We start from the raw sequence: 12399 nt of genomic DNA, 5'->3' as shown, positions 1-12399 counted from the left end.
GTCCCGCTTGGGGGTCCCCCCCTGGACGAAGTCCTTGCGGCACAGCGGAGCGGGCGCCCGCACCGGACACGTCCGGTGCGGGTGGGCGCCGCCCGGTGGGGCGGCGCCCAGCCGTGGGGGCTCGGGCCGTGGCCCTACTCGCTCGCGATCGCGTTCAGGACGTTCATCCGGCCCGCCCGGAACGCCGGGACCAGCGCCGCGAACAGCCCCACGAAGGCCGAGCCGATGAAGACCGTCAGGATCGTCGGCCACGGGATCTCCAGGACCCCGAGCCCCTCCAGGGCGAGGAGCTTCTGGGCGGCCGTGCCCCAGCCCATGCCCAGTCCGAGGCCGAGCAGCGCGCCGAACAGGGCGATCACCACCGACTCCAGGCGGATCATGCGGCGCAGCTGGCGGCGGGAGAGGCCGATGGCCCGCATGAGGCCGATCTCCCGGGTCCGCTCGACGACCGACAGGGCCAGGGTGTTCACGACTCCCAGGATCGCGACGACGATCGCCAGGGCGAGGAGCCCGTACACGATGTTGAGCAGCTGTCCGACCTGGTCCTTCAGCTGTTCCTTGTAGTCGGCCTGGTTGCTCACCTTGTACTGCGGGTACGGGGCGAGCGCGTCCTTCATGGCCTGGTAGGCCTGGGTCTCCTGGCCGTCCTTCGCGCTGGCGAGCAGCAGCAGGCTCTGCGGCATGCGGTCGGCGGGAAGGTACTCGGCGAGCGTGGTGACGTTGGTGTACATCGCCCCGTTGTCGACGGTGCCGGTGTCCGCGGTGATCGCCGCGACCTTCAGCTTCGCCGTCTCGCCGCCCTTGAACGCGACGGTCAGGACGTCGCCGACCTTCACCGCATGCTCGGTGGCGTAGTCGCTGCCGACGGACATCGCGCCCTTGCCGTACGCGTCGGTGAGGGTGCCGGCGGTGGTCTCCCGGCGCAGGTCCCTCACGTACGACGGTTCGGTGGCGGCCAGGCCGACCTTCTCGGCCTTCCCGCGCGGGTCGGTGACGGTGGCGTCGACCCACCGGTACTCGGTGACGTGGTCCAGGCCCGGGGCCTTCTCCAGGGCCGCCTGGGCCTGCGGGACGATCGGCTGCCCGGTGCCGGACTGCACGATGAAGTCGGCGCCGACGGACCGGTCCAGCTCGTCGGTGGCCGAGGCGACCATCGAGGAGCCGACGACCGACAGGGCGGCGACGAGCGCGAGGCCGATCATCAGGGCCGCGGCGGTGGCGCCGGTGCGGCGCGGGTTGCGGAGCGCGTTCCGCTCGGCCATCCGGCCGACCGGGCCGAAGATCCGCAGGACGACGACGCCCAGGGCGCGGACGACTCCACCCGCGAGGAGCGGGCCGACGACGACGAAGCCGAGGAGGGAGAAGAGGACGCCGAGGCCGAGCCAGAGGGAGCCGGGGCCGGCCTCCTCGGCGCGTGCCGCCGCCACGAGCGCGGCCGCTCCGGCGGCGGTGAGGGCGAGACCGATGCCGCCGCGGATCCGGCCGGCCCTGCCGTCGGCGGGGGTGCCCGCGTCGCGGAGGGCGGCCATCGGGGAGATCTTCCCGGCGCGGCGGGCCGGGATGTAGGCGGCGAGGACGGTGACGACGATGCCGAGGACGAGGCCGACGGCCGGGGTCGTCCACCTGACGGTGAGGTCGTCGGTGGAGAGCTCCATGCCGATCGAGGACATGAGCTTCATCAGTCCGACGGCGAGTCCGACGCCGGCGGCGACTCCGGCGACGGAGCCGAAGAGGCCGAGGAGCAGCGCCTCGATGAGGACGGAACGGTTCACCTGCCTGCGGCTGGAGCCGATGGCCCGCATGAGGCCGATCTCGCGGGTGCGCTGGGCGACCAGCATCGAGAAGGTGTTGACGATGAGGAAGATGCCGACGAGGAAGGCGATTCCGGCGAAGCCGAGCATCGCGTACTTCATGACGTCGAGGAAGCCGGCGACGTCCTCGCGGCCCGCGTCGGCGGCCTCGGCGGCGGTCTGCAGCTTGTATCCTCCGCCGACCGAGGCGGCGATGCTGCTCTTCAGGGTCTCGTCGCTGACACCGGGCTTCGCGTCGGCCGTGATCTGGGTGAACAGGCCTTCCTTGCCGAGGAGTTCGCGCTGGGCGGTGGCGGTCTGGAAGTAGACGACGGTGGCGCCCGGGTTGGTGACCTTGAAGTCGACGATGCCGGAGATCTTCGCGGTGAAGTCACCGGCGACGGAGATCGTCCGCAGCTCGTCGCCGAGCTTGAGGCCGTGCTTCTCGGCGGTGTCGCCGTCGACGACCACCTCGGTGGGACCGCGCGGCTCGTGACCGGAGGCCATCTCCACCGAACGCAGCTCGTTGGGGCTCCAGTTGACGGCGATCGTCGGGGCGCCGCTGGTGGGCCCGACGTTCTTGTTCCTCGCGTCGACGACGGTGACGCTGGTCGAGATGACCGAGCCCTGCGCGGCCTGGACGCCCTCGACCTTGCGGACCTGCTCGACGAGCGAGGCCGGGAAGGACTCCGGGCGGCCGCTCTGCGGGGTCTCGTCGTCGACCGCCGCGCCCTTGGGGCTGACGGTGACGTCGGAGGCGGTCGACGCGAAGAGCTTGTCGAACGTCGTGTTCATGGTGTCGGTGAACACGAGGGTGCCGCTGACGAACGCGACGGAGAGCAGGACGGCGATGGCGGAGAGCGCCATGCGTCCCTTGTGCGCGAAGAAGTTGCGCAGCGAGGTCTTCAGGACGCTCATGACGTCCGCCCGCGCGCGTCGAAGTCCTTCATGCGGTCGAGGACGGCGTCGGCGGTCGGCCGGAGCATCTCGTCCACGATCCGCCCGTCGGCGAGGTAGAGGACCCGGTCGGCGTAGGAGGCGGCGACGGGGTCGTGCGTGACCATGACGATCGTCTGGCCGAGCTCGTCGACCGAGGTGCGGAGGAAGCCGAGGACCTCGGCGCCCGCCCGCGAGTCCAGGTTTCCGGTCGGCTCGTCACCGAAGATGATCTCGGGCCGGGCGGCGAGGGCGCGGGCCACGGCCACACGCTGCTGCTGGCCGCCGGAGAGCTCGTTCGGGCGGTGCTTGAGCCGCTCGGAGAGACCGACGGTGTCGACGACCCGACGCAGCCACTCGGCGTCGGGCTTGCGGCCGGCGATGTCCATCGGCAGTGTGATGTTCTCGATGGCGCTCAGGGTCGGCAGCAGGTTGAACGCCTGGAAGATGAAGCCGATCCGGTCCCGGCGCAGCTGCGTGAGCTTCTTGTCCTTGAGCCGGGTGATCTCGGTCTCGTCGAGGAAGATCTCGCCGCTGGTGACGGTGTCGAGCCCGGCGAGGCAGTGCATCAGGGTCGACTTGCCGGAGCCCGAGGGGCCCATGATCGCGGTGAACTGTCCGCGGGCGATGTCGACGTCGACGGAGTCCAGCGCGACGACCCGGGTCTCCCCGGAGCCGTACGCCTTGACGACCTGACGCGCCCGCGCGGCGACGGCCGTACGCCCTCCAGTACCCCCGTGCCTGGGGATGGTCACAGCCGTGGTCACGGTTTTCTCCTAGCGGTGGCGTGGAGCAGTGGGTGGGTTTGTAAGTTCAAGTTAAGGAGCCGGAACGGCTCTTCTCCTCCTCCGCCGGGACGAAGCACCCCTGGCCCGTATGGGGGAGACGCCCCTAGGGGTTCCTCCACCCGTGGTCTTGGTGGGACCCTGACCCCGATCATTTAGGTGTACGAAGAAAGGAATGCCGCGGTGACGGAGCCCTACGTGAAGGGGGTCGCGACAACCGGTCCGGCCACCCCAGCCGCCCACCGCGGTCCCGTAGTGGCCGCCCTCATGCTCGGCATGGGCCTCGCCGCCATCGACGGCACGATCGTGTCCACCGCCGTCCCCCAGATCGTCGGCGACCTCGGCGGACTCGCCGTCTTCTCCTGGCTGTTCTCCGGCTATCTGCTCGCCGTGACGGTCACCCTGCCGGTGTACGGGAAGCTCAGCGACACCTTCGGCCGCAAGCCGGTCCTCATCGCCGGGGTCGTCCTCTTCCTCATCGGCTCCCTGCTGTGCGCGGCCGCCTGGAACATGGCCTCCCTCATCGCCTTCCGCGTCGTCCAGGGCCTCGGCGGCGGTGCGCTCCAGGGCACGATCCAGACGATCGCCGCCGATCTGTACCCGTTGAAGGAACGCCCCAGGATCCAGGCGAGGCTCTCCTCCGTCTGGGCCGCCTCCTCGGTCGCCGGCCCGGCGGCCGGCGGGCTCCTCGCGGGGTACGCGGACTGGCGCTGGATCTTCCTGATCAACCTGCCGGTGGGGGCGGTTGCCCTGTGGCTGATCGTCCGGCACCTGAAGGAACCGGCCCGCACCACGCCACGCGCGCGCGTACGCATCGACTGGGCGGGAGCCCTGTCCGTCTTCGCCACGGGAGCGCTCCTCCTCACCGCCCTGGTCCAGGGCGGCGTCGCCTGGCCCTGGCTGTCCGCCCCGTCCCTGGGGCTCCTGGCGGGAGCGGCCGTCCTGGGGGCGGTGACGGTGGTCGTCGAGAAGCGCGCGACGGAGCCGATCATCCCCGGCTGGGTCTGGCGCCGCCGCACGATATCCGCCGTCAACCTCGCGCTCGGCGCGCTGGGCCTGCTCATGGTCGCGCCGACGGTCTTCCTGCCGACGTACGCCCAGTCCGTCCTGGGCCTCGGGCCGATCGCGGCCGGTTTCGTGCTCTCGGTGATGACCCTGAGCTGGCCGATCAGCGCGGCGTTCTCGAACCGGGTCTACAGCAGGATCGGCTTCCGCCTGACGGCCGTCATCGGCATCTCCCTGGCCCTGGTCCTGCTCCTGGCGTTCCCGTTCCTCCCGTTCCCCGGGGAACCCTGGCAGCCCGCCCTGATCATGCTGCTGCTCGGCGGCGCCCTCGGCCTCTTCCAACTGCCGCTGATCGTGGGAGTCCAGTCGACGGTCCCGTACGAGGAGAGGGGCACGACCACCGCGTCGGTGCTGTTCTGCCGCCAGGTCGGCCAGAGCGTCGGCGCGGCACTGTTCGGCGCCGTGGCGAACGGCGTGCTCGCCGCCCGCCTGGGCGGCGGCGACCTGGACACCCTGGCCCGCGCCCTGGACGCGCCCGGCTCGCTGACGGCCGGGACGATGGACGGTCTGCGTCGCGCGGTCGACGCGGCGGTCGACTACGTCTTCGTGGGCGCGGCGGGGGCGGCGGCCCTGGCGCTCCTGGTGCTGCTGACCCTGGCTCCCCGCCGCTTCCCGGTCCTGAAGGAGGACGAGGGCTAGGGCGCCAATGCCGCTGCCGGACCCCCGACTTGGGGTGGGTACGGTAGGGCTCATGAACATATGGACACGAGGTGCGGCGGGGGCCGCCCTGGGAGCGATGCTGCTCCTGACGGGCTGTGAGACCTCGGACGTCGCGGCGAATCCCGCCGACGCGAAGCCGCAGGACGCGACGGAGCCGGCCGCGAAGCCGGGCGACACCGGCCTGGCCCCGGCCGTCGGTGAGTGGAAGGAAACCCGGGAGGAGACTCCCTGGACGCTGCGGATCTCCGCGGACGGGAAGCTCTGGACCAGCGACGGGAGCGACACCTGCGAGGGCAGCGTGCAGGCCGAGCCGTCGGAGACGGACAAGACCTGGCGCCGCTTCCTCGCGCAGGTGGACTGCGGCTGGGCCGGCAACAGGACGGTCACGCTGCGTCTCGGCGAGGTGGACGGCGAGGAGCGGCTGATCCTCACCAACGACGAGGGCCAGGGTTCGAAGGAGACCTACGAGCGGGTCGGCTGACCGCAGGAGACCCGCGAGGCCGGGTCGGCTGAGTACGTGCCCGCCCGGAGATGAGCAGCGGTGCTCATGCCCGGCCGCGGCCCCGGACCCGACGATGGGGTCACCTCATCCGAAGGAGCCGACCATGAACTCCGACACGTACGCGACGCTCTACGGCCCCGCCCGCCCGGTGCGGCCCCGCAGCGGGACCGGCGTCGCCGTGGTGGCGGCCGTGCTGTGGGCGGTCGCCCTGCTGCTGCTCGCGGGGCTGGGGTTCCTGGCGCTGTGGGCGGCGGCCGACACGGGCACGACCGAGGGCATCCCGCTCCACTGGTGGCTGATCGGCCTCGCCATCGCGGCCACACCGGTCGGCCTGCTCTGCACGCCCGCCGTCCGCCGCCTGTCCGTCCCGGCCCGCGCGCTCGTCACAGGTCTCGTGATCTGCTCGATCGCGGTCGGCCTCGCGGTCTGGGCGGCCTAGCCGGAGCCCCGCCGTCCGGGCCGGACAGGCGGGGCTCGCGCGCGTACAACCGACGCGTGTACCTACTCCGCCGCGGCGAGCCCGACGAATCCGGCCCACGCGTCGGGCGAGACGCGGAGGGCGGGGCGGGCCACGTCCTTGGAGTCACGGACGTGCACGGCTCCCGCGCCCGCCGCGACCTCGATGCAGTCGCCACCCTCAGCGCCGCTGTAGCTGCTCTTGAACCAGGCGAGGGATTCCGTGTTGTTCATAGCTCTCCCAGCAACTTCTCGATCAACGCCAGCGACTCTCGCGGGGTGAGAGCCTGCGAGCGGATGATCCCATAGCGGGCTGCGGCGAGAACTGCCGGCTTGGGGTCGGTCTCCAAAACACTGGCGCCCTGCGCCTCGGCGTAGACGAACCGCTTGCCGTCCTCGCGTGTGATGACAGTGAACGGACCGTCCACACCGGCGTTTTCCTCGCAGTCGAGCGGCATGACCTGGAGCTCGACGTTCTTCCGCTGGCCGATGAGGAGGAGGTGTTCCAGCTGTCCACGCAGCACCTCCTTGCCGCCGAATTTCCGTCGGAGGACGGACTCGCACATGACGAAACTCAGGAGCGGCGCGGGGCGTCGATCGAAGATCTCCTGCCGAGCCAACCGGGCGCTCACGCGCTGCTCGATGGTCTCCGCGTCGAGGGGCGGGCGTCGATTACTCAGCAGCGCTCGCGTGTATTCCTCGGTCTGGAGCAGGCCCTTGACCACCAAGGTGTCGTACGCCAGCAGCTCTATCGCTCGTTTCTCCAGCTGCGCCATTCCCTGAAAGAACGCCGGGTACTGCGCCCTCTCCAGTTGCTCCTTCCAGACCTTCAACAGTCCGCCCGCGTCCAGCACTTCATCCGACCGGTCGATCGCGCGTGGCGGCGGAATCCTCCGGCCCTGCTCGAACGACGCGACGGTCGACGCCGAGTAGCCCAGCCGCCTGCCGAACTCCTCCCGCTCCATCCCCGCCCGCGTCCGCAGTGTCTTCAGGCTCTGCCCGAACGCCGCCACCACGCCCTGCCCGGACTTGTCCGCCGTCTGCCCGGCGTCCGCCCCGGGCCCTGCCTCCGGCTCCGCACCCACCTGCTCTTCCGCCACCGCACCCCACCTCTCGTACCGGCACCGACATGCCGCGTACAAGGCCATCGCGTCGGTGCGTCACCACTGGTCACGCTACGCCACCAAGAGGAGCGTGGGAGGCATGACGAGCAACAACCTCAGCCCCACCTACACCGCCCAACTCTCCGGCTCCTCCCCTTACTTGGGCTGCAGGGTCTTCGACCTCCGGTTCACGTCGACCGCCCGGGGCGCACGGCTCGCGCGCCGGCTCGTCGCCGTCCGGATGGACGAGTGGGGTGTCCCGTACGGGACCGGGGCGCACGAGACCGTCGTCCTGGTCGCCTCCGAGCTGGCGACCAACGCGGTGCGGCACGGCCACGTGCCGGGACGGGACTTCCGGGTGCTCCTCCGGGTCACCGACGGGCCCCCGCCCGTCGCGCGGATCGAGGTCAGCGACACCCGCGCCGAGCGCGTACCGCCCCGGCCCGGAAAGCTCCCCGGCCCCGGCGCGGAACCGGCGGACGGGGGGCGGGGTCTGCTGCTCGTCGACGCGCTCGCCGACCGCTGGGGCTGGTGCCCGCGTCCCGGGGCTCCGGGGAAGACGGTGTGGGCGGAGTGCGCCCTCACCTGAGAGGCCCTACTGCCAGGTCGCCGTGTCGGGGTCGATGCCGTGGGCGCGCGCGTCGGCGTCGACGATGTGACGGAACCAGGTGGCGAGGCCCTCGCGGATGCCGTCGTAGTGGGCGGCGAACCCCGGATCCGCCTCGTACATGCGGCCGAGACAGACCTGCATCTCCCTGGTGAGGGGAAAGTACGAGGAGAAGACCTCGCGGTGCCGCTCGACGAGCCGCCCGGCCTCCGGGCTGCCCGGTGCGACGCCGGCGTCCATCCCGTCCCCGAGGGCGCGGTCGAGCTCGGCCATGGCGTCGGCGACGGCCTGCCATTCCTCCGGGACGCGGGAGGCCGCGCGTTCGGCGTACTGCCGCCATTGCGTCGTGCCCCCGTAGCGCCGGCGGGCCTGGGCGGGCCCCTCCGGGTCCCACCGGGGGCCGAAGATCGCGGCCTGCTGCTCGGCGGTCAGCAGCAGGCCGCGCTCGTGGGCCTCGATCATCCGGTCAAGGCCCGCGCTGAGCTGCTGGAGCCGCTCGATCCGTTCGGTGAGCTGACCGCGCTGCGCGCGCAAGGCGCCCGGCACGTCCGTGGCGGGGTCGTCCAGGAGGGCCCCGATCCTGTCCAGGCCGAGACCGAGCTCCCGGTAGACGACGACGCGGTGCAGGCGTTCGACATCGCCGGCGGTGTAGAGCCGGTATCCGGCGGCCGTGCGCAGCGACGGCCGTGCCAGACCGGTCTCGTCCCAGTGGTGCAGCGCGCGGACCGTCACGCCCAGGCGCGCCGAGACCTGACCGACGGTCAGGCCGTCGGCGGCGGTGGCATCAGACATGCTCCTCATTGTCTCCCCGACCGGCACCCGGTGGGTTGATCCCGATGGCTTCGAGGTTCCGGGCTTCCTCACTTGCCGGGTCGAAGGGCTTCGCCGCGGTGAACACGATCCGCGCGTTCTCGGGGGTGATCACCTCCACGTCGCGGGTGTTCCAGGGCGTGTCCCGCGGACCGTCGACCGAGTCCGGGCGCAGCGCCCGGCAGGCCTCGACGAGGGAATCGACCTGGCTGAGCACGCCCGCGAAGCTGAAGCTCATGGCGGGCGGCTGGTCCGGGACGCTCTCCGCCTGGACGAGGAGTACGTCCTGGAAGGCCCACCGGCGCAGGTGCACCAGCGTGCCGGGGATGCTGAACAGTTCGAAGAACCCGAGCCCCCGGGTCCAGAACTCCGTCGAGGCCGCCATGTCGCTCGTGGGGATCGTCACGAACGCGGGCATTCCGTAGATGCCGTGGAACGGCTCCGGCGGCACGGCGTCCGGGCCGGGAGTGGGGACGGGGCTCATCTCGAACGCGTCGTAGTAGTCGCTCATGCACGCCACCCTCCGGCCTCCCGCAACGTGAGGGTCAAGCCGGATCCGCGGATCAGGTCGGCGCGGCCGTCGCCGTCGGCGTCCCCGACGCGGACGAGGTCGGTGGGGCCGCCCCACCCGCGGCCGACCGGGGTGCGGGCGGCGAAGGTGCCGTCACCCCTGCCCAGGTACAGCCACAGCGCACCGGCCTTGTCCCGGGCGAGGAGGGCACCGGCCGGGCCTCCTGCGTGGCGCCCGGAACGGCGGGTGCCGCCGTGGCCGGGAACGCGGTGAGCGTGGCGGCAAGGGTCATGGGGACGGCGGCTGCCGCGAATCGACGGCCGCGCGTCCGTGTGACGCGCGTGAATGGGTTCCTCCCGTGGAACGGGGGGCTGACCGGCAGTCACCTTTCGGCCATCACCGGCCTCGGTCACGCGCCGCCCGGCCGCTTCCGGGGCGAGACGCAGAACGGGTGCCCCGCCGGGTCCAGGACCACCCGCCACCGATCGGGGCGGGGCTGTGCCTCCGGCACGGTGGCGCCCCACTCCACGAGCCGCGCCACGGCCTCGTCCAGGTCGTCGACGTCGAAGTCCAGGTGCAGTTGCTGCGGCACGTCCTGGCCCGGCCAGGTCGGGGGGCGGTGGCCTTCGACCCGCTGGAACCCGAGGAGGAGCCCGCCCTCACCGCCACCGACCCCCGCGAAGTCGGCGTCCGACCGCTCGTGGAGCGGCAGCCCGGTGGCCCGGTGGTAGAAGTCGGCGAGGGCCAGGGGGTCGGCGCAGTCGAGGTTGACCGCCGTCAGTTTCATCAGCATGACCGACGAGCCTACTTCGCACCCCGGGAGCCCTCCGGACCCCAAGTCGCCCCGCGCCTCGGCCCGTTCCGGTCCCGGGTCCGGGCCCTATTCCAGGCCTGAGGTCCGGGCCCTACTCCGGGTCCGGGCCCTGCTCCGGGTCCGGGCCCTGCTCCGAGCCCGAGCCCGCCACCCGCCCCGTCAGTGCCGCCAGCGAGTCGCGGATGTGGTCCATGTGGCCGTGGATCTCGTCCCGGACCTCCTCGTGCTCCCGCAGCACCCGCTCCGTCTCGCGCTCGACCCGCTCCGCCCTCATCCGGGCCTCCGCGAGCAGCCCGGCCGCTCTCGCCTCCGCGTCCTCCTGGCCGTGCCGGGCCTGCTCCTCGGTCTCCGCCAGGAACCGCTGCGCCTCCGCGAGCCTCGCCTCCGCCGCGGCGGTCAACTCCCCGTGGTGGGCGTCCAGGGCGGCCGCCCGGCCCTCCGCCGCTCGTTCCGCCTCCTCCCGTACGGCCGTCTGCTCCGCGCCCTGCTCCGCGAGGAGACCCGCCGCGCGCCGCTCGGTCTCCTCGAAGACCTCCCGCGCCCCGGTCAGCCGCTCCTCCGCCTCGCGCCGCGCCTCCGTCGCCAGCTCCTCGGCCCGCGCCCGCGCCGTGGCCAGGGTCGCGCCCGCCGCCGCGTCGGCCGCCGCCCGGACGCCCTCCGCGTACGCCCGCGCCGCCTCCGCCGCCTCCCGGGCCGCCGTCTCCGCGGCCTCCGCGAGGGACTGCGCCTCCGCCTCGGCGGTCCGTACGAGCGTCTCGTCCTCCAGCTCCGCCAGTTCCAGGATCTTCCCCGCCCGGTCGCCGAGGGCCTCGTACCGGTGCGGCACCAACGCCTCCACGGCCGCGCGCAGCCGGGCCGCCTCGGCCTCCGTCTCCTTCGCGAGGACGGTGAGCCGTGCGGCCCGCTCCCAGGCGGCGTCACGTTCCTCGGAGAGCGCGGCGAGACGACGGTCGACCTGCTCGGGCCGGTACCCGCGCCCCCGTCCGACAGCGAAACTCATCCCTGGCGCCCCTTCCCTGTGCCCGACCCGAACATCCAGGATGCTGCATCAGAACGGACAAAAGGCGCCCAACGTGCATACACGTCGAGCGCCTTTCATCACATTCTGTCCAGCGGAGTCTGTCCAGCGGCGTCAGCGGGAAACCCCGGCCCACCTTCTACAGCAGCCCGTCCCACATCTGCTCAAGGAGAACCGACCACCAGTTCTCCGGCGACGACAGCGCCGCCGGGTCCAGCATCGCCAACTGCGCCTGGAAGTCGACCGTCCAGCGGCCCGCCTGCTCCGGGTTCAGCCCGAACCTCAGCCGCCACATCCGGCCGAGCAGCGCCATCGCGCGCGTGAACTCCGGCAGCCCGGTGTTCACGAACTGCGGCGGCACCGACTGCCCGCCGGGACCGGCCTCCACCGGCACCGCCACGATGTGCGCGGTGCCGTACTGGACACAGATCGCCCGGCCGAAGTCCGAACCGAGCACCAGGTACGAACTCGCGTCCGGCGCGGCCTGGACCTGTCGCTGCGCCGCGAGCTCCGCCAGCGTCGGCACCACCGGCATCGCGGGCTGCGCCCAGAAGAACGGCCCGAAGTCCGCCGGCAGACCCGCCCACACCAGCGTGCGCGCCACCAGCTCCGGCACGCCCTGCCGCGACACGGCGCGCTGGTCGAAGCGGAGGATGCCGGGACCGAACGCCCCGGCCAGCTCCTGCGCGATCGCCTCCGGCGGAACCGGCGGCGCCGGCTGTACCTGCGGCAGCGGCGCCCGCACCGGCGCCGGGCGCGCGGGACCGTCCGCGACCTGGTGCAACTCGCCCTGATGGGTGAGGAGTTGCCGCATCCCCTGCTGACGGCCCGCGTGATCACGGCCGTACGGGGCGATGCTGGTGATCCGCGCCTGCGGCCAGGTCTCCCGGATCATCCGCGCGCAGTAACCACCGGGCAGCTCACAGGACTCCAGCTCCGTGTGGAGTTCGAGCACCTGCTGCGGCGGCACGTTCATCGCGCGCAGCTCGTGCAGGATCTGCCACTCCGGGTGCGGGGTGCCCGGCGCCGAACGCCGGATGATCTGCGCCTCGGAACCGTCGGGCGCGCGATAGCGCAGCACCGCCTGGTAGCCGGGACCGACCGTCGGCTGACCCGCCGGCTGCGGATACCCGTACGCGGGGGGTGCGGCCCCGGGACCGGGGCCCGCGACCGGACCGGGTACGGGACCCGGCGCGGGCGGCGGTACGTGACCCCCGTGCAGCGGCGGCGGAGGAGCCGGCGGCCCCGGGGGCTGCGGCGCCGTCGGACCGGCCGGACCCGGGTGGGCCAGCATCGTCGCGGCGTGCTCGATGCCGCCCGCGGGCGTACCGGGCGCGCCCGG

At 72.5% G+C, this 12399-nt stretch carries 14 protein-coding genes; 4 read left to right on the top strand and 10 right to left on the bottom strand.

The features are described from left to right. Positions 1-134: 134 nt before the first annotated feature. Positions 135-2708 carry an ABC transporter permease gene (locus AOK00_RS18440; protein WP_055601398.1) on the bottom strand — a complete coding sequence of 858 codons (2574 nt, stop codon included), beginning with the start codon at positions 2706-2708 and terminating at the stop codon, positions 135-137. Further along, complete coding sequence (locus AOK00_RS18435) at positions 2705-3493, bottom strand: ABC transporter ATP-binding protein (protein WP_055601397.1); 789 nt, start codon at positions 3491-3493, stop codon at positions 2705-2707. The genes AOK00_RS18440 and AOK00_RS18435 overlap by 4 nt, the downstream gene beginning before the upstream one ends. A gap of 201 nt (positions 3494-3694) precedes the next feature. Between AOK00_RS18435 and AOK00_RS18430 the strand changes: the two genes are divergently transcribed. The 3 genes from AOK00_RS18430 to AOK00_RS18420 all read left to right on the top strand — a co-directional run bounded on the left by AOK00_RS18430 (position 3695) and on the right by AOK00_RS18420 (position 6177). Further along, positions 3695-5215 carry an MFS transporter gene (locus AOK00_RS18430; RefSeq protein ID WP_055601396.1) on the top strand — a complete coding sequence of 507 codons (1521 nt, stop codon included), beginning with the start codon at positions 3695-3697 and terminating at the stop codon, positions 5213-5215. A 52-nt stretch (positions 5216-5267) separates the two neighbouring features. Next, positions 5268-5717: a hypothetical protein gene (locus AOK00_RS18425; RefSeq protein ID WP_159041796.1), complete on the top strand. Its 450-nt coding sequence runs from the start codon at positions 5268-5270 to the stop codon at positions 5715-5717. A 124-nt stretch (positions 5718-5841) separates the two neighbouring features. After that, positions 5842-6177 carry a hypothetical protein gene (locus AOK00_RS18420; RefSeq protein WP_055601394.1) on the top strand — a complete coding sequence of 112 codons (336 nt, stop codon included), beginning with the start codon at positions 5842-5844 and terminating at the stop codon, positions 6175-6177. 62 nt (positions 6178-6239) lie between these two features. On the opposite strand, the gene AOK00_RS18415 is transcribed toward AOK00_RS18420, so the two are convergent. Together AOK00_RS18415 and AOK00_RS18410 are read right to left on the bottom strand one after the other, a co-directional pair. Then, positions 6240-6428: a DUF397 domain-containing protein gene (locus AOK00_RS18415; protein ID WP_055601393.1), complete on the bottom strand. Its 189-nt coding sequence runs from the start codon at positions 6426-6428 to the stop codon at positions 6240-6242. Then, a complete protein-coding gene (locus tag AOK00_RS18410) occupies positions 6425-7294 on the bottom strand; it encodes a helix-turn-helix domain-containing protein (protein ID WP_055601392.1) in 870 nt (289 codons plus the stop codon). Before AOK00_RS18410 ends, AOK00_RS18415 begins: the two co-directional genes overlap by 4 nt. 103 nt (positions 7295-7397) lie before the next feature. Here AOK00_RS18410 and AOK00_RS18405 point away from each other — a divergent pair, with 103 nt between their 5' ends. Further along, positions 7398-7886: an ATP-binding protein gene (locus AOK00_RS18405; protein ID WP_173861588.1), complete on the top strand. Its 489-nt coding sequence runs from the start codon at positions 7398-7400 to the stop codon at positions 7884-7886. Positions 7887-7892: 6 nt separating this feature from the next. Here AOK00_RS18405 and AOK00_RS18400 read toward each other — a convergent pair whose 3' ends face one another. From AOK00_RS18400 to AOK00_RS18380, 6 genes are all read right to left on the bottom strand, one after another. Next, positions 7893-8696: a MerR family transcriptional regulator gene (locus tag AOK00_RS18400; protein ID WP_107097418.1), complete on the bottom strand. Its 804-nt coding sequence runs from the start codon at positions 8694-8696 to the stop codon at positions 7893-7895. Continuing rightward, complete coding sequence (locus AOK00_RS18395; RefSeq protein WP_055601389.1) at positions 8689-9225, bottom strand: VOC family protein; 537 nt, start codon at positions 9223-9225, stop codon at positions 8689-8691. Before AOK00_RS18395 ends, AOK00_RS18400 begins: the two co-directional genes overlap by 8 nt. After that, positions 9222-9611 (bottom strand): FG-GAP repeat domain-containing protein, encoded by a 390-nt coding sequence (locus AOK00_RS41440; RefSeq protein WP_367870046.1) that lies wholly within the window; start codon positions 9609-9611, stop codon positions 9222-9224. Before AOK00_RS41440 ends, AOK00_RS18395 begins: the two co-directional genes overlap by 4 nt. 23 nt (positions 9612-9634) lie before the next feature. Continuing rightward, a complete protein-coding gene (locus AOK00_RS18390; RefSeq protein WP_055601388.1) occupies positions 9635-10018 on the bottom strand; it encodes a VOC family protein in 384 nt (127 codons plus the stop codon). Between the two features lie 112 nt (positions 10019-10130). Further along, a complete protein-coding gene (locus AOK00_RS18385; RefSeq protein WP_055601387.1) occupies positions 10131-11039 on the bottom strand; it encodes a hypothetical protein in 909 nt (302 codons plus the stop codon). A gap of 157 nt (positions 11040-11196) precedes the next feature. Further along, on the bottom strand, positions 11197-12399 hold a 1203-nt coding region (locus AOK00_RS18380; protein ID WP_254047407.1), incomplete at its 5' end, for an SUKH-4 family immunity protein.

The sequence above is a fragment of the Streptomyces aureus genome, assembly GCF_001418135.1.
Taxonomy (GTDB): domain Bacteria; phylum Actinomycetota; class Actinomycetes; order Streptomycetales; family Streptomycetaceae; genus Streptomyces; species Streptomyces aureus_A.
Note: the sequence above shows the minus strand (reverse complement) of the source record. Positions and strands in the feature narration are given on the sequence as shown.